Consider the following 17,086-nt stretch of genomic DNA (forward strand, 5'->3'; position numbering starts at 1 on the left):
GCTCTAATGCTCGATACACACGAAAAACGGCCACTCTATTTACAGCTCACCGACGCGCTGCTCAAGCAGATCGTCGATGAATATCAAGCAGACGATAAACTTCCAACAGAAATGGAACTCTGCGACGAATACGCCGTAAGCAGAACAACCGTCCGACTTGCCATGAGTGAGCTGGAGCGTCGTGGAAGTATCTATCGAATCCAAGGTAAGGGGTCGTTTGTTGCACCGAAACGCGTTAGCGAGCTCAATTCACTTTTAGACTTTGACTTTGCAAGCCATTGCGATGGCGTTGATCCAGATGCCATTACCAAACATTTCGGCGGCCTCACATCAGGTCGTCCAATTTCCGTAATGATGCTCCAGCAATTTGGATGTCAAAGTCGCGATGAAATTCAGCGTCTTGAATTGACCTACGAACTTGAAGGTAGCTTCATAGGCGCTGATACGTTCTTCATTTCAAAGTCGCGCGTTCCGAATAACCAGTTAGATTTTCAGGCATTTAGCAGAATCATGGACGACTTGTCCAAGTCTATCCAATCTGTTAGGGAAAGCTATAGAGCACGTCAGCTTAGCGATTCCGAAGCCAGTAATTATGGTGTTGCAAAACTTCCGGTCATCGAACTGACTCATTATGCTTACGACTCCGGAGGCAAACTAATCTCAATTGTCTGCCGCACCGTCTTAACTGGGCGAATCCCTTATCAAAACTTTATTTTCAAGTCCTAATGTTCTTTTTCTTTTGTCTCGATCTGTAACACGTAGCCGAGTTTTTAAGTCCTAACCGTTACAGATCGAGACAAACAAGGTAGACCACGCCGAATTGTCTCAATCTGTAACATCTGGTTGGTGATTTCGCCCCTACCTGTTACAGGTTGAGACGATTTGATAGTGGAATCCTCATTTGCGCGTCATATCACGTAGCGCTGACGCGCTGGTTTCCACAATGACAGGAGGTAAAAGTCCTCCCGCATCACCCGTTGGCAATCCCGTAGCGATAACTAGCAAATAACCTGCGTGTGTTCCTCGATGGCGGCACGATCCTCGACGGTAATACCCGGCTCGCACACCACGGCGTCCAGGCTGTCCAGACGGCAGAAGGTGTAGAAGTCGCGCTTGCCGATCTTGCTGGAGTCGGCGATCAGATAGCGCGAGTCGGCCTTGCTAAAAGCGAGCTGCTGGATGCGGCCCTCTTCCATGTTAGACGTGGACACGTCGCCGTCCAAAATGCCGTTGGCACCGATAAAGGCTGCATCGATGCCCAGCGCACGCAAGGTATCCTCGGCCGTGGGGCCCACAAAGGCGGCAGTGCGGCGGCGGTACACGCCGCCTACCAGGCACAGTTCGCAGTCTTCGCGCGCCTCGAGCAGGTTAAACACCGAAAGCGAATTGGTCACAATGCGCAGGCGAAACGCCGGCAGCATCGAGGCCATCTGCTCAACCGTGGTGCCCGTGCCCAAAAAGATGGTCGAGCCTTCCTCGATAAGCTCCACAGAACGGCGCGCAATCTGCAACTTTTCCTCGGCATGCTTCGTGCGCTTTTCGCTGTGCGAATACTCATGGCGCAGCATAGCGTGTGGACGGCCCTGCGCACTGCGGGCTCCGCCGTGCACGCGCTCGATCTCGCCCAGGCTCGCAAGCTCCTCAAGGTCACGGCGGATCGTCATATCCGAGACACCTAACGCATCCGAAATCTCCTTGACCGAGACCGTTCCCTGTTCCTCGAGCAGCTGCCGAACCTTATCCTGTCGCTCCGCTTTAATCACGATGAGTCCTCGCTGTTCCACGCTCACGTCAATTCAAACAATAACGAACAAATTGTATCAGACTCGCGCGCGTCAGAAATGAACGCCCGCACAGCTCCAATCATCACTTTTTTGAGAAAAATACCCCCTGCTTTAGTGGGGTGTAGTGATAATCTCGCCTGTTCGCGCTACAGTTTGTCCGAAATACCTCGATGTTAGGAACCAAATGATCACTTCCGAGCTTTTCGGCACCGCGCCGTGCGGTACCCCCGTTCATCGCTACACCCTCAACGGGCCCGAGATCTGCGTTCGCATTATGGACTATGGCGCCACCGTGTTGGGCATTGACGTGCCCGACATCCCCGGCAACGTGCGCGATGTGGTGCTGGGCTTCGATAAACTCGAGGATTACTTTGACAACCCCGCCTGCTTTGGCGCGACCATCGGACCTGTGGCCAACCGCACTGCGGGTGCCACGATCACCATCGCCGGCACGGACTGGCATATGCCCGCCAACGAGGGCGTCAACAACCTGCACAGCGATCTTGAGCACGGCCTGCATAAGCGCGTGTGGGACGTTGAGCTCGACGAGGTCCACAATGCCGTGCGCATGACCACCTCGCTTGAGGACGGCGAGCTCGGTCTTCCCGGCAACCGCACCTTTACGGCTGTGTTTACCGTGACGCGCACCGGCCACTTCCGTATCGAATACGGCTGCGAGAGCGACCGCGCCACCTACGTGTCTATGACCAACCACACGTACTTTAACCTTGCCGGCCATAACGCCGGCATGGATTGTGAGCACTTCTTTGTTGCCAACGCTGCCAACTACCTGCCCATCAACGAGCAGAACATCCCCACCGGCGAGATTGCTCCGGTCGATGGAACACCGTTTGACTTCCGTGAGCTGCGCCCCGTCGCTCCCGGTATGGAAGCCGACGACCCGCAGATTAAGCAGGCCCGTGGCTACGACCACTGCCTGTGCATCGATGGCTATCAGTACGGTCGCAACCTGCGCCGCGCGATGCACGTCGAGGAGATGTGGACCGGTCGCGAGCTGGACTACTACACCACCGCACCGGGCGTGCAGCTCTACACCGGCAACTGGCTGGGCGACGAGCACGCCAAGGACGATGCCAACTATGGCTGGGGCGCCGGCTTTGCTCTCGAGGCCGAGATGTACCCCGACACGCCGCACCAGTCGCTGTTCCCGCAGGGCATTGTGGGTCCGGGTCACCCCTACAGCAATATGATCGAATACCACTTTATGAGGCACTAGGCCCACAACGCGACATCTCGCACAGCAACGCCCGCCGGCACCACCGCCGACGGGCGCTGCTTCATGCCTAAATCCTTCTTTTCGATGCCACCGAATTGGTGACATAACAAAACTATGCCGAATTACTACGATGAACCCACTATGTCCGACCACGCGCTGGTTTATAAAAAATTAGCAACTCGTCTACCTGCGGTTTTATTCTCTGCAAATTTGGCATGCTCGGCGATAAGCAATTCATCGTAGTAAACCGGCATAGTTTTGGCGGACAGCGCCACACAGATCCCCTACGAAGGCAAAATGATCCGTTTTCCTCCGTCCCCAAGGGATCAGTTGAACAGATTGCCGATGGGGTCGGGGGCGGAACTGGGGAGATAGCGGATTTCTAGTTCTATGCCGAGCTTTTGCAGCTCTCTGAGAACAGCGACGTCTGTGTCGTCTACGGCAACTGCGGGCGTTGCGGGACGCTTGCCCTCCCCTGCCTGCATATGACCAATGCTGATCTCGGTGATCGGCACTCCACCCTTAACCAGCGCGAGTGCATCGGCAGGTGAGGCCACCATGATCAGAATCCATTGACGCGGCGTTGCGGTATGAATGATGTCGATAGTCCTTTGCACCGAGAAAAACCTTGTCCAGACGCCTTCTGGCGCCGCCGCCCTCATGGGTGCCCATTGGCGCGAATCCGCCGCGATCTCATCGTTGACGATTAGGACAAGGTTGGAACCAGTCGCCTCGTTCCACAGCTCAACGTCTTGCCCGTAAATGAAACGGTCATCGATACGCGTGAGAAGAATCTTGGGTTGAGCCATGGCTGCCCCATTCTGTTTGAGACCCATACGAGCGGGACATCACGTCTCCAATATTAGTGCATTTAAAGTGAGAAAAGCCGTCAGAACCCTTGCGCGGATGTGCGATGTCCCGTATCATAAACAGCCGTTGACGCCTCAGTTGCGTCACCACATGGCCGCCAGCGTAGCTCAGTTGGTAGAGCACCGCTCTCGTAAAGCGGGGGTCACCGGTTCGAGCCCGGTCGCTGGCTCCATTGCACAAGATAGCCGCCTTCGGGCGGCTTTTTTGTTGCCGATTTGGGCGCGCATCCGCCAATCCAAGCACAACGCCGCCGGAAACTCCCCTACTCAACAAAAAGCCCCGCCAGCCGCAATCCCCTAAGGAACCGCGATCAGCGGGGCCTAAGCGCGCTCCCCCAAAGGATAACGCTCGCAACACGAACAGCTCAGCCGAGCAGTTCGCTACTCCTCCCAGTAAGCGTCTGCAAGCAGCTTAAAGCAGATCTTCTTGACCGGCTGTGCGCCATCGCCCGGGAACTCGAGCGTGGGCATATGAGGCTCGCCGGCAACGAACAGCGCGAACTTGTCGTCAGCAAGATCGCCGGCGATCGAGGCGTCGGAATCGACCAGATCGTAGTCGTCCTTCTCGTCGAACTCCTGGACCAGCGTCAGGCTGCCCGTGGCAACCTTAAAGGCCTCGCGACCCTCGACATCGATCTGCAGGTCGTGATAGCGCTGATGCGTCTCGTAGTGAGCCTCTGCCTCGGGACGCGTCGTGGGAGCCATGACGTTCGCAAAGACCTTGTCGCCCAGAATCGGATGGCTGCCGACCTCGAGCTGCGCCGGGTCGTTCTCCTCGAGCCAGTCGATCAGCACGTCGAGGCCCTTGAGCATTCCGCGGTACTCCTCGATATCGCCCAATGCACCGTAAATCATCTAAATCCCCTCTCGGATCGCTTCTTTGGCGGCTACTCGGCAAACGCATTACCGACGCTGTTGCCACCCACATGCGTCTCGACCAGGGTAAGGTCGGGATTGAACACGACAGTGTCGGCGTCGCGCCCCGGCATAATGCTACTGCACCTGTCGGCGACATGAGCTAGCAACCGATGCCGGGGCCGCAGCACAAGCTCCTACAGCTCGGTCACGACAACGCCGTTGTAAACCTCGTCCCAACGGTCCATAACCAAGTGGCCAGTCATGGGATCCATGGCGTTGAGCTTGCCGCAAGTGTTGGCGGTACGCAGCACCGTCTCGTCGTCTGCGCCAGCAGCGATGGCATGCGCGAAGCCTGCGATAGTGGAGTCGCCAGAGCCTGTTGCGTTAACGGCAGGGATATCGGGCGTCTTTGCGCGGAACGCACGACCATTATGGAAGCCAACGGAGCCGGCAGCGCCCATGGACACGACGACCCAGGGGATATCGGAGAAGCGGGCATCAGAGGCGAGCGCGGCGCGGAGCTCGTCCACATCGTCGGTGGTAAAGCTCGTGCCCAGAAGGCCGTTGATCTCGGTCAGGTTAGGCTTGACCAGCTCGGGTTTAATTTCGGACTTAAGGGCGGCCTCGAGCGAAGCACCCGAGGTATCGAGCAGCACCTTGGCTCCGGCGTTCTCGGCAATGCCCGTGATCTTGGCATAGTAGCCTGCCTCGACACCGCGGGGCAGAGAACCCGAGATGGTAACGACGTCGGCCTTGCCCGCAAGCTCAGTAAACTTGGCGGTAAAGGCATCGAGCTCCTCGGGGGCAATTGTCGGGCCACTCTCGAGCAGCTCGGTCTGGTTGCCGGCGTGGAGGATGTTGAGGCAAATGCGAGTCTCGCCCTTGATGGGCACAAAGTCGTTGTTAATACCGTTGGCGTCCATGAGCTCAGCCATGTAGGCGCCCATGTGGCCGCCGAGCAAACCGGTTGCCACAACGTCGTCGCCCAGCTGACCCAGCACACGGGCCACGTTGAGGCCCTTGCCGCCAGCGGTCTTTTCGGGCGTCACACGGTTAACGTCGTCGATAACGAGCTCATCGAGCTGATAGCGCGTATCAACAGACGGGTTCATCGTAACGGTGAGGATCATTTTTAGCTCCTTATCTCGCAGGCTCCTTGTGCCTCGCGATACGAGTCGACAAAACGGAATTACAGAATCTCAATCGTGAACGAGCGGACGACGGTCTCCTTGGGCTTGGCGACAAGGCAGCCGCGCTTATGCTCAAGCACGTCGTCCTCATCGGAGCAGGTCGAAAGGCCGCCCCAAGGCTCAACCGCCACAAAATCGCCCTCGGGCTTGCTCCACACAATGAGATATGGGAAGCCCTCAAAGCTCAGGCGGACGCCCTTGTCCTCGCCCTTTTTGGAAAGCGTGACCTGACGGCTCTCGAGCACGTCAAAGATGGTCTCCGCAAAATCGAAGAGCTCATGCGACAGAGGCAGTGTCTTTCCCACCATGGGGTTCTTGGAGCGATTGGTCACGTCAATCAAGCCAGTCGAGGGGACGGCAGTGCAAAGCTCCGCAGCCTCGTCCTTCTCAAAGCGCAACTCGTAGTCCGTATAGGCCTCGCCCTCATCGAGCGGACACCTAAAGCCGGGATGACCGCCGATAAAGAACGGCATGTCCTCGGTTCCCTCGTTGGTCACCTCATAGGAGACGCGCACAGCAGAGTCCTCGAGCGTATAACGAGCGACAAGCTTAAACGGGTACGGATAATCGCTCAGCAGCGCGGCGTTATCCTCGGAAGCCAGGCACATCGCCAGCTCGTTCTCGCTCTGGCTCAGCAGTTTCCACTCCTGTTTGCGCGCAAACCCGTGGCGAGCGAGCTTTACATGATGCCCGGCAAACGTCATGGCGCTGTTGTCGCGCAAGCCTCCGCAAATCGGGAAGCAAATCGGTGCTTGGCCGGACCACACGGCGGGATCGCCCTGCCACAAGTACTCGCGACCTCCAGCCTCAATCGAGGTAAACGAACCACCAGCCGTGGACACCTTAATAGAAATCGAATCGTTGGAGAGAGCGTATTCCATTGCCCATCCTTTCGAACAACTGCTTTTGCTCGCAAGTACCTGTCTCGGCCCTGACCAAAGGACAAACCCGCACGTTCACCGATGCATCCGGTATCCCAGGCATGCAACGGGGCACCATACAGACATTGATGCAATTACAGCTGAAAGGCCTTCTTATGCGAACCATCATCCTCTATGCCTCGCGCCACCACGGCAATACGAAAAAGCTCGTGGACGCCATCGTCGAGGCGCACCCCGAAATCGATACCCTCGACGTCAAGGCGCTTGGCAAAAACGAGTACCCCGACCTGCACGAATACCATCTGATTGGCGTCGCCACGGGCATCTATTACTCCGAGATCGACAAGGACATGGCACGCGTGCTCACTAACGTGCTGCAGCCGCAGGACAAGGTGTTTGGCCTTATGACCTACGGTGGCAAAAACAAGTGGTACGGCAAGGATATCGATGGCATCTGCCGCATGAGGCAGGCCATCTTTATGGGTGTCTACGGCTGCCCCGGCTTTGATACGTGGGGACCATTCAAACTCGCCGGCGGTGTCCAAAAGGGGCACCCGACCGCTGAGGAAATTAAGGGCGCCGTCGACTTCTTCGACAAGGTCGAAGACAAGTATGGCGACATCATCGTCGAAGAGTGCGCCAAGCGCGAGAAGCGTCTAGCCTACGAAAAGGAGCATCCTGCGGGAGGTCTTGTGGCCGGCGTCAAGCGCACGGCAAAGAAGATCGCTAACAAGCTGTAACTGTTAAGGTGCTTTTGAGCGTTTAACCCATACGGCGGGTCCGAGCAGATTCGGACCCGCCGTTTTTTCTCTCGTTACTCGGTAAAGGCGTTGCCGACGCTCTGACCGCCAACATACGTCTCGACGAGGGTGAGCTCATGGTCGAACACGACAAAGTCGGCGTCGCGACCCGGCATGATGCTGCCGCACTTATCCTCGATGTGCGCGGAGCGTGCCGGCACCTCGGTTGCCATGCGAATGGCGATATCGGCGCTGGCGATGCCCCAGTCGACGATGTTCTTGACGCCCTGGGCAAGCGTGAGCACCGAGCCGGCAATGCTCTTGCCGTCGGCGAGCCAGCACAGGTTGTCCTTCATGATGACGTCCATGCCGCCGCTGGTGTAGCTGCCCTCGGGCATGCCGCCGCAGCCAAGGCAGTCGGTGATGAGTACCGTGTGTTGCCAGCCCTTTGCCTGCAGCAGCGCCTTGATGGCGGCAGGGTTTACGTGCTTGCCGTCACAGATGATCTCAGCGTAGGTCTCGGGCGTGGACATGGCAGCACCCACGACACCGGGCTCACGGTGATGCAGCCCGCGCTGGCCGTTATAGGTATGCGTAAAGCAGCTGGCACCGGCGTTGATGGCGGCGATGCACTCATCATAGGTGGCGTCGGAGTGACCGATGCTGGTCACCACGCCCTTGGCGTTCAGCGCAGCCGCATAAGCAGCGGCACCGTCGCGCTCGGCCGCCATGGCGCTCTTAACGATGCGACCACCCGCAGCCTCCTGCCACTGATCGAAGACCTCCTCGGAGGGATCGATAAGATAAGCGGGGTTCTGCGCGCCCACGTGCTTCATGGTAAAGAAGGGGCCCTCCAGGTAGATACCCTGAATGCGGGCACCGCAGAAGTCGGGGCCGCGGCCCTCGTCCGCCTGAGCGATGGCGGCGCAGGCGTCCTTGATCTGCTCGACGCCATCGGTGAACGTCGTGGGCAGCCAGCTGGTGGTACCGCGACGGGCGAGCTCGGTCGAGCTGATATCGATGCCCTCGGGATCGTTATCGGTAGTTGAGTGGTTGTAGAAGCCATGGATGTGAGTATCGACCATACCCGGTGCGATCCACGATCCCGTGTAGTCCTTAATCTCGCAAGAGGGCTCGACGGCCTGCCAGGCGCCAAAGACGCCATCCTCGACCATAAGATAGCCGCCCAGTTGCGGACCTGCCGGCAAGAAGAACTTGTCAGCCTTAATTGCGTACGCGCTCATATGCACTCCTCGCTTTAAAGCAGTTGACTGTGGTGATGCTATACCCAGCTCAGGTAAAACAAAAAGCGCCCGCCCGCCGTTATGAGCGGACGGGCGCCCTTACAGAGGGACGCGATTAAGCGGTGAAGGGGTGAATCGTCACGCCCTTGACCACGCGGTTGACCGTGCCGGTGGGGCTCGGCGTATCGGGCGTGTTGCCCACGCGCACGGAGTTGAGCAGGCTGATGGCCTGGGCAAACATCACGAACGGCAGAGCGAGGTAGCCCTCGGGAAGCGCTTCGTAGCCCTTAAAGGTGAAGGACTCACCCTCATAGACGGTAGCACCTTCCTGCTGAACGGCGACGGTGTGCTGAGCGATCTCGTCGCCGCCGATCTCGTTGAGGATGTCGATATCGTACTGACGGGTATAGGCGTCGTTATTGACGAACACGAAGACGAGCGTCTTATCGTCGACGAAGGACTTGGGTCCGTGACGATAGCCCATAGAGGTGTCGTAGGAAGTAGCGACCAGACCGTGAGCGAGCTCGAGGATCTTGAGCTGGCTCTCCTGGGCAAGGCCACCAAAGGAGCCAGAACCCAGGTAGGTCACGCGGTTGAAGTCGCCAGCCAGGTAATCGGCGACCTCGGACTCGCGAGCGATAACCTCCTCGCCCATCTTGGCGATGGTCTCGACCCACTCGGCCTTCTGCTCGTCAGAGGCAGTGTCGAAAATAAGGGTGGAGAGCAGGGTCATGCAGGAATAAGAGCCAGTCATGGCGAAGCCCTTGTCGTTGGCGCGCGGAATGAGCAGCGTCAGCGCATTGGGATCATCGGCAGACTCGACGGCGAGCTTGCCCTCGGGAGCGCAGGTGATGTTGAGGAACTTGACGTTGTGGACGAGCTCCTTGGCAACGGCAACGGCGGCAAGGCTCTCGGGGCTGTTGCCAGAACGGGCAAAGGAAACCACGAGCGTGGGATCCTCGGCGCGCAGGAAGTCGCGCGGGGCGCTCACGATGTCGGTCGTGGCGATGGGCTTAAAGTCGTAGAGATCAGTGTTGCCAGCGTGACGCAGGTACGGGGCGCAGGTATCGCCAACGTAGTCGGACGTACCGGCACCGGTGAAGACAACGGACAGACGACCCTCGCCCATAGCGCGAGCCTCGGCCAGGAAGGCCTCGATGGCCTCCTTGTTCTCGCGATAGATGTTGAGCGTATCACGCCAAAGCTCGGGCTGCTGAGCAATCTCGGCCGTGGTGATCTGGGCGCCGAGCTCGGTGAGCTCCTCGACACTCTTCTCGAACATTTCTAATACCTCTTTCTTTACTAAATTGCCTGATATACAAAGACTCAACCTGAAAAGTCAAATCGAGTAGTAGTCATAGGCTGTTTTTCTTTCGTTAGCACTCGTATCCGATCACACAGTATCTCGATAGTGAGAGATTCTGTACTTGAACTTGTCCGCGCGAGCCACCGAAAGCGTGAACTCGACAACATCATTTTGGGTGTTGTGAGTAGTTCGGACTATGTCCAGAACTGGCGCACCCTCACTAATACCTAGAAGCCGAGCGTCACATGGACGTGCTATACCCGCAGAGAACTCCTCATCTGCTACTCGAATTTTCTGCTGATAATCCTGCTCAATGACATCGTAAAGGGGCTTCTGTTCGAGTAGAGGACGCTTGAGTGAAATAAAGAGCTTTGCTGGAAGATAGCTACGCTCAACCATCATAGGTATACCATCTGCCATCCGTAAACGTTTGAGTTTTAACACCTTTTCACCCAAACGAATCCCCATTTGTATCGAGAGCGTTTTATCTGCTTCCATTTCACAGAACTCTAAGATGGTTGTTTCTGGCAGCCGGCCCATCGCTTTCATCTGTTCAGTAAAACTGTACGATTGGGTAAGATTTGTTGCTTGAGCTAGTCGATCGGCAACAAACGTACCGCGACCTTGTTTTCGCACAATCCGACCAAGATACTCAAGTTCCTGAATTGCAAGTCGGACAGTCGATCGCGAAAGCCCGTAGCGTTCGGCAAGTTCACGTTCGGACGGAATCAAATCACCTGGCTGATATTCATGATCAATTTTCTCGATCAGAATATCTACGAGCTGATCGTATAGCGGTTGCCTGTGCCTCTTGCACGTCATGATATTCTCCACGTAATGAGCAATTGACCAATACTTCAGCCTTCAGGTAATGCATCAACATGTCCCATAAATGGGCTAATAGCGACACTACATCTCATCGTCTTCATCAATGTCAGCACTCTCGAGTTTCTTGAGATCGACTCCCTCACGACCAACGACCCGTGCGCGTTCGGCAAGTTCATCAAGCGTTGGGTCTCCAAACGCACGCGTCATAACGAGCTCCACCAGCATAGGTAGATTTGTTCCGGTGACAACGGTCACGTTATCGAGCTCAGTCGTCATTGGGATAGCTTGATTGAACGGAGTACCGCCAAGCAAATCAACAAACACCAATACGCCATCACAAGCTTGACGCATCTTGGCAATGCAGGTTCGCAAATCATCACCAAAAGTAACCGCCTCCGAGCCCGCAAAAGGAACTACCTCAAAATTAGGCTGTTCGCCGGCGACCATATCCACAGCGCTTTTCAAACCAGGTGCAAACTGACCGTGACCAGTTAGTACAAATCCAATCATTCTATCTACCTTTCTACCGTTCGCTTTCTCTAGCCAAAGAACCCCTCAAAAGGGCTCTTACGACCACTGCATCATTAAAGTTTAGTGAGTATTTTGTTTTATCGTGGGAGGTCTGTGAGCGTCTCTAAGCTGCTTTTCAAGGTTGCGATATCTACGTGCTTCGCCCTTGTTCCCGCTGCTCTCATATTGATATGAAAGCAGCAGATAGAGCTTTCCGCGTAACCCAAGGTCGTTCGTATCCAGCATAGCTTCCATCTCATCGATCTTATCATGCCGACGGCAAAAGACTATGTCGTAGGTCAATTGACTGTCCGCCAAAATGCCCTTCGACACGATGGGGCGCATCTCTTCCAACATGGACGCTGCCCGCTTCCGGTCACCCGTCTTGATATAGAAATTAAAGGCGCGAACCGCAAGCTGTCGACGTTGTTTATCGCTGCACGACATCTCCAGCAAGTGGTCAAGCATTCGATCCGCATATGCGTCCATATCAGCAGCTTCATAGATCGTGAAACGCAGGTAATACTGCTTATACGTAGACATTACTATACGCGCAAGTTTGCGATCGAGCAGGTCTATGCAATCTTGGTATAAGCCCAAGTTAAACAATACCTGCAATTTCATATCGAAGTATTTTTTCGCTCCTTCGGTCACAGCGAAATAAGCCACGACAACACAAATGAACAGGACGATCCAAAATGGCATTGCACTATATTCCCTTCAAGGCAGCCTTAAGGAATTAATCGAACACGATGACTGCATAACCGCCTATGAACAGCGGTGTCCGACAAAACAAAAGAGGCGCACACTCCAGGGGATATGGCGATAAAGTCGCCTTGGAGGTGTGCGCCACGTCTCAATTGAGGCTCAAATGCCGTGACAATATGGGGTATTTAGCCCTTGCAAATGATACCGAATGCACCCAAGGCAATGGACAGAACCAAGACGATAAAGATGGCCTTCGTCGAGGTCATGCCCTTCTTACCGAGGAGCCAGTATACGAAGCCGACGAGTGCGGCAGGAACCAGCTTGGGGCAAATCATATTGCAGATGTTCTGCAAGTCAACGGTAACGCCGCCGATAACAGGCTTCGCCGCAATAACGATACCGACATTGGTTGCGACCAGAGCACCGACCATAAAGACACCCATTACGGAGGCCGCGTCGGTCAACGCATTCAGGCGATCGCTCATGGTGGTGACGAGCTTCATACCCTGCTCATAGGCCATGTGGGTCTGCTTGCAGCGGAACCAGTCAACAAGGATGTTCACGGCGACCCAGATGAAGATACCCAAGGGGTTGCCGTTCATGGCCATATTGGCAGCCAGGGCGCCGAAAATGGTCGGGAGCAGCGAACCGAAGATGGAATCGCCGATGGAAGCCAGCGGTCCCATGAGACCAGTCTTGAGACCGGCAACAGCCTCGAGGCCCTCAATGCCCTCCTCTTCCTCGATCGCCAAATCGATACCGGTGATGATCGTGTTGAGGAAGTTTGAGGTGTTGAAGAACGGTGCGCACTGGGCGCGGCAGGCTTCCTTTAGCTCCGGCGTGCCGTCACCGTACAGCTTGCGCAGCGTGGGCAGGATAATCCAGAGATAACCAGAGTGCTGCATGCGCTCGTAGTTCCAACCATCCTGGAAACCAAACAGGTTACGACGGTTGATCTGCGCAAGGTCGTCCTTGGTAATCTTGTAGCCAGTGGTGCCATTGGCGAGTTTCTCATTAGAGCTCATCGTCGTCGTCTCCCTCCGCAGCGCCAGCAGCAGCGACGGGACGCTGGTTGTTCTTGTAGTACAGCAAAGACAGAGCAAAGCCAATAATAGCGATCGCCAGCATCGACATGTTATTGAACATACCGACCATATCCACGGCGCCCTTACCAAGCGCACCGTTCACAGCGACGATGTTGGCGTTGAGGTTCATGATGCTCGTGAAGGCCGTACCAAACAGGGCGGCGACTACAAAGCCGAGCAGCAGGTAGGCGACGTGCTTTTTGACCGGCAGGTAACGGAGCAGGATGGCGAAGCCAACGGCGGGCAAGGCACCGCCAGCAACAGACAGACCGTCACCCAGCCACTTCCAGTCGCCGTTAAGGGCGGTGGTGATGCCCTCGACCACGCCCTGGCCAAATGCGAGAGCCAGGAAGACCGGAATCATGCGGGACAACATCCAGGAAACGGCACCGAGCAAGTAGTGTACGTTGTAGGCGCCCCAGTTCATCTTCTCGATATCGGCATCGCACATGTGACCGAAGAACGTGTTGGCGAAACGGCCGGCGATATCGGTGTAAACGAGAATGGCAGCGACAGGTACGCCGATGGCGGCAAGAGCCGTCTCGGGATTCATGCCCGCACCCACGGCAAAGGCAGTGGCGACCAGAGTGCCGGAGTTGGCATCGATACGAGAGGCGCCGCCAAAGGTACCAACGCCCAGGACGGTGAGCTGCATGCTGCCGCCGATAAACAGGCCAGTCTGCAGGTCGCCCATAATCAAACCGGTAATCATACCGGAGAAGACGGCTGAGCCGGCACAGGTGTACCAGTTCAGCTCATCCATAATCTGATAACCCGCATACAGGGTTAACAGAAGAATCTGCCACCAAGCAATCATGGTAAACTCCTTATTTAAGGTGTAACAGTTTCTACAATACCAATACGCTTATCATAAACCGTGCATCCCCCTTCACGGCCTAGCGTTAATTCGACTAGAGCGTGAGAGCCTCTGGGTTATCCTGCGGCGTCAGCTGAATGACAATAGGAAGATTATCGGCCTTGAGTTTGGCAAATGCGTCAAGGTCCCCCTGGTCGCAACTAATGTTGCGATTCAGCTTCTTGACCGGCTCCATTGTCGTCATATTACCGACGATGAGCTGCTCAAGCTTAACACCTTGTTCCAAAAGTCGAACGTAGACCTCAGGCTTTTTCGCAACAATGAAGAGACGTTGCGCATCATATTTGCCAGCAGTGATGTTGGCAGCGGCCTTGTCGACAGGAAGCACGGACAACTTCACAGTTGCCGGGCAAGCCATGCGAAGAACCTGCTTTTGGGTAGCATCTAGCGATACCTCGTCGTCAACTACCATGAAGCGGCTTACCTGACGGGCGTTAGACCAGAGGTTTGCCACCTGTCCGTGAATCAAGCGAAAGTCGATTCGTGCGCCTACAATCATTTCTACTCAACTCCTTCTTGTTCAAGTGTACGGATAACGGGCTCAGAGCGAAGGGAGATTTTCGCATCATACACGCCCTCTGTTTCGAACATAACGAGTTCATTGGTACCAGGGTGTAATAAACCGTGCGGAACATAGAGCGTCATGATGGGACCCTTATCCCAAAAACGTCCGACATTCGTTCCGTTTACGAATGCCACACCCTTTCCAAAACCCGTAGTGTCGATAAAGGTATCAGCCGGCTCAGATATATCAAACTTTGCGCGATAAAAGGAAGGTTGCCCCTCTACCCAGCCGGCGGAATAATCAAGATTATCGATGTTATCGAGTGGCAGACAACGCATCTCCCAACCGGTAACAAAGTGAAGATCAACGCAAACTCCTGTCCTAATGCCCTTATGCTGCGTATCAGCGAGCAATTTGTGACCATAATTGACGCGACCCATATCCTCGGTCAGAACATCCAGGCGGTTGTGTTCACAGGGAAGAACGCAGTGAATATCTTCCCCGATGTGCTCCTGATACTGCGTCGCCACCTTGTCACCGTTCACAAACACCTGAGCGCGGTCGCGGGCGTCAATAACCCGAATACGCTCTTCATCTGCACGGTCACGCTCGACAGTCGTGGTATATAACGTATATCCATACGACTGACCCATCTCTTCCATGGGCATAGGATATTGGGCTTCAATCGGCTCCGAAAGAATATCGAGCACATTAAAGAGACTTACGCGCTCACTCACCGAAATATCGGGCATGGAAAACGCCTTTTTTGTTAACGGCTTGCTTTGCGCGATATCGGGATACAGCTCGTGAACTGTCCTTTGAATTGCGAAGTATTTCTCGGTCGGGTTGCCCTGTTCGTCCAATGGAGCATCGTAGTCATATGATGTCACCTGGTGCAGGTCATGCGTATGGCGTGCAGAACATCCGTTCATAAATCCAAAGTTGGTGCCTCCATGAAACATGTAGAGGTTTAAAGATCCTCCAAGCTCGAGCACCTCGCGAACGCAAGAGGCAAGATCTTCGGGATCGCGTCTGATGACGTTCTCCCCATAGCGATTGAACCAGCCGTCCCACAACTCCATGCACATAAGAGGCCATTGTTTTCCATGCTCCTTGTGAAAAGCAGAAAGAGCCTCAAAGTTCTCCTTTGCATGAGAACCAAAGTTGCCGGTGCACAACACATCATCGTCAATGAGCGTACCGGCACGAAGGCACCCACGCCACGGGCCATCGGAAGTACAAAGGGGCACGGAAACCCCACGCTCGACCATAAGGCGACGAATCGCGCGAAGATAGTCCTTATCCTCGCAATATGATCCATACTCGTTTTCAACCTGCATCATGATGATATTTCCGCCCTTGTCAATCTGACGCGAGACGAGTATCGGCATGAGATGGTCGTAGTACTGCGCAACGTGAGCAAGAAATTTGGGGTCGCTGCTACGCGGCCTCATATCATGTTCGCGCAGCAGCCATGCTGGCATGCCGCCAAATTCCCATTCTGCACAAATAAACGGAGAGGGCCGAACAATTGCATACAGACCGAGCGATGCTGCCTCATCAAGAAATGCCGCCAAATCGATTGAGCCAGAAAAATCGAAGACGCCAGGCTTTGGCTCATGAAGATTCCACGGTACATACGTTTCGACCGTATTAAACCCAAGAGCCTTAAGGTTATAGAGCGAGTGGTGCCAGTCGCTCGGATGAACACGCATATAGTGAATCGCCCCCGACAAGATGGTGAACGGCTCATCATCAAGTAGGAATTGATTGGTGATCTTAAACGAATGCATGCTACTCCCGATCTTCGTGCTCTACGACGCGGATGCCGGTTCCTCGGCCCTCGGCTAAACGCCTTGCCTATTATGGACGCATTAACGCAATTATGTAGACAGAATCTGAAGTGGTCCGTAAACGGTAGCGAAATTGCGATGAACGGCTTTAATGAACAAAATATAAACCCGCTGGTAAATTACTTTTTAACTATAGATTTCTAACGATTCTATATTTGAAAGGTGGTATGTACCAGCTATCCACTATTTCATACTAGTTACATTATGTTTCAATCGCATTTCTTCAAATGCTTATCTACTTTGTTGTTGCCGATTTGAGTGCGCGTGCGCCAACCCAAGCATCGTCACGGCTTCAGTTCCCCTATTCATAAACATAAAACCCCGCCAAACGTGATTCCCCTAGGGGAAACACATTTGGCGGGGTCCTTGCGTGATTTCCCTAGGGGAATCACGCCATCAGGCGAACAACTCAGCCGAGCAGTTCGCTACTCCTCCCAGTAAGCGTCTGCAAGCAGCTTAAAGCAGATCTTCTTGACCGGCTGTGCGCCATCGCCCGGGAACTCGAGCGTGGGCATATGAGGCTCGCCGGCAACAAACAGCGCGAACTTGTCGTCAGCAAGATCGCCGGCGATCGAGGCGTCGGAATCGACCAGATCGTAGTCGTCCTTCTC

The 17,086-nt window shown here is 55.0% G+C and carries 17 protein-coding genes, 1 tRNA gene and 1 pseudogene; 4 read left to right on the top strand and 15 right to left on the bottom strand.

The features are described 5' to 3' along the window. The first annotated feature begins 6 nt into the window (after positions 1-6). On the top strand, positions 7-726 hold the full coding sequence (locus ABHR76_RS04050) for a GntR family transcriptional regulator (protein ID WP_172678010.1): 720 nt from the start codon (positions 7-9) through the stop codon (positions 724-726). 272 nt (positions 727-998) lie between these two features. Here ABHR76_RS04050 and ABHR76_RS04055 read toward each other — a convergent pair whose 3' ends face one another. Next, the gene (locus tag ABHR76_RS04055; protein ID WP_346976866.1) at positions 999-1,763 is read right to left on the bottom strand and encodes a DeoR/GlpR family DNA-binding transcription regulator; all 765 of its coding nucleotides are present in this window, start codon (positions 1,761-1,763) and stop codon (positions 999-1,001) included. A 205-nt stretch (positions 1,764-1,968) separates the two neighbouring features. On the opposite strand from ABHR76_RS04055, the gene ABHR76_RS04060 reads away from it, so the two are divergent. Then, positions 1,969-3,021 (top strand): aldose epimerase family protein, encoded by a 1,053-nt coding sequence (locus tag ABHR76_RS04060; RefSeq protein ID WP_346976867.1) that lies wholly within the window; start codon positions 1,969-1,971, stop codon positions 3,019-3,021. Positions 3,022-3,347: 326 nt separating this feature from the next. On the opposite strand, the gene ABHR76_RS04065 is transcribed toward ABHR76_RS04060, so the two are convergent. Beyond that, complete coding sequence (locus ABHR76_RS04065; protein ID WP_346976868.1) at positions 3,348-3,830, bottom strand: PTS sugar transporter subunit IIB; 483 nt, start codon at positions 3,828-3,830, stop codon at positions 3,348-3,350. Between the two features lie 157 nt (positions 3,831-3,987). Here ABHR76_RS04065 and ABHR76_RS04070 point away from each other — a divergent pair. Further along, a tRNA-Thr gene (locus ABHR76_RS04070) sits at positions 3,988-4,063 on the top strand. Between the two features lie 208 nt (positions 4,064-4,271). Here ABHR76_RS04070 and ABHR76_RS04075 read toward each other — a convergent pair. The 3 genes from ABHR76_RS04075 to ABHR76_RS04085 all read right to left on the bottom strand — a co-directional run bounded on the left by ABHR76_RS04075 (position 4,272) and on the right by ABHR76_RS04085 (position 6,819). After that, the gene (locus ABHR76_RS04075; RefSeq protein ID WP_117654927.1) at positions 4,272-4,745 is read right to left on the bottom strand and encodes a NanQ anomerase/TabA/YiaL family protein; all 474 of its coding nucleotides are present in this window, start codon (positions 4,743-4,745) and stop codon (positions 4,272-4,274) included. Positions 4,746-4,942: 197 nt separating this feature from the next. Then, positions 4,943-5,878, bottom strand: a complete 936-nt coding sequence (locus ABHR76_RS04080) for a hexose kinase (RefSeq protein WP_195543938.1) — start codon at positions 5,876-5,878, stop codon at positions 4,943-4,945. Between the two features lie 59 nt (positions 5,879-5,937). Further along, positions 5,938-6,819, bottom strand: coding sequence for an aldose 1-epimerase family protein (locus tag ABHR76_RS04085; protein WP_346976869.1), 882 nt, complete (start codon positions 6,817-6,819; stop codon positions 5,938-5,940). A gap of 155 nt (positions 6,820-6,974) precedes the next feature. On the opposite strand from ABHR76_RS04085, the gene ABHR76_RS04090 reads away from it, so the two are divergent. Continuing rightward, positions 6,975-7,559: a flavodoxin domain-containing protein gene (locus ABHR76_RS04090; protein WP_346976870.1), complete on the top strand. Its 585-nt coding sequence runs from the start codon at positions 6,975-6,977 to the stop codon at positions 7,557-7,559. Between the two features lie 74 nt (positions 7,560-7,633). Here ABHR76_RS04090 and nagA read toward each other — a convergent pair whose 3' ends face one another. From nagA to ABHR76_RS04140, 10 genes and pseudogenes are all read right to left on the bottom strand, one after another. Continuing rightward, complete coding sequence (nagA, locus tag ABHR76_RS04095) at positions 7,634-8,803, bottom strand: N-acetylglucosamine-6-phosphate deacetylase (RefSeq protein WP_346976871.1); 1,170 nt, start codon at positions 8,801-8,803, stop codon at positions 7,634-7,636. A 115-nt stretch (positions 8,804-8,918) separates the two neighbouring features. Beyond that, positions 8,919-10,085: an AgaS family sugar isomerase gene (locus ABHR76_RS04100; RefSeq protein ID WP_346976872.1), complete on the bottom strand. Its 1,167-nt coding sequence runs from the start codon at positions 10,083-10,085 to the stop codon at positions 8,919-8,921. Positions 10,086-10,196: 111 nt separating this feature from the next. Further along, the gene (locus ABHR76_RS04105; RefSeq protein WP_346976873.1) at positions 10,197-10,931 is read right to left on the bottom strand and encodes a GntR family transcriptional regulator; all 735 of its coding nucleotides are present in this window, start codon (positions 10,929-10,931) and stop codon (positions 10,197-10,199) included. Between the two features lie 87 nt (positions 10,932-11,018). After that, positions 11,019-11,447, bottom strand: coding sequence for a PTS sugar transporter subunit IIA (locus ABHR76_RS04110; protein WP_040360084.1), 429 nt, complete (start codon positions 11,445-11,447; stop codon positions 11,019-11,021). An 81-nt stretch (positions 11,448-11,528) separates the two neighbouring features. Then, the gene (locus ABHR76_RS04115; RefSeq protein ID WP_346976874.1) at positions 11,529-12,152 is read right to left on the bottom strand and encodes a hypothetical protein; all 624 of its coding nucleotides are present in this window, start codon (positions 12,150-12,152) and stop codon (positions 11,529-11,531) included. A gap of 188 nt (positions 12,153-12,340) precedes the next feature. After that, entirely contained in the window at positions 12,341-13,180 is an 840-nt protein-coding gene (locus tag ABHR76_RS04120; protein ID WP_099432212.1) for a PTS system mannose/fructose/sorbose family transporter subunit IID, read from the bottom strand. Next, positions 13,170-14,057, bottom strand: a complete 888-nt coding sequence (locus ABHR76_RS04125) for a PTS mannose/fructose/sorbose/N-acetylgalactosamine transporter subunit IIC (RefSeq protein ID WP_238022885.1) — start codon at positions 14,055-14,057, stop codon at positions 13,170-13,172. The genes ABHR76_RS04120 and ABHR76_RS04125 overlap by 11 nt, the downstream gene beginning before the upstream one ends. A 94-nt stretch (positions 14,058-14,151) precedes the next feature. Next, positions 14,152-14,616: a PTS sugar transporter subunit IIB gene (locus tag ABHR76_RS04130; protein ID WP_346976875.1), complete on the bottom strand. Its 465-nt coding sequence runs from the start codon at positions 14,614-14,616 to the stop codon at positions 14,152-14,154. A 2-nt stretch (positions 14,617-14,618) separates the two neighbouring features. Further along, the gene (locus tag ABHR76_RS04135; RefSeq protein ID WP_195543932.1) at positions 14,619-16,415 is read right to left on the bottom strand and encodes a glycoside hydrolase family 35 protein; all 1,797 of its coding nucleotides are present in this window, start codon (positions 16,413-16,415) and stop codon (positions 14,619-14,621) included. Between the two features lie 485 nt (positions 16,416-16,900). Further along, a pseudogene (locus tag ABHR76_RS04140) lies at positions 16,901-17,086 on the bottom strand (YhcH/YjgK/YiaL family protein); the annotation flags it as partial.

This window comes from Collinsella aerofaciens (assembly GCF_039752985.1).
Lineage (GTDB): Bacteria > Actinomycetota > Coriobacteriia > Coriobacteriales > Coriobacteriaceae > Collinsella > Collinsella aerofaciens_BT.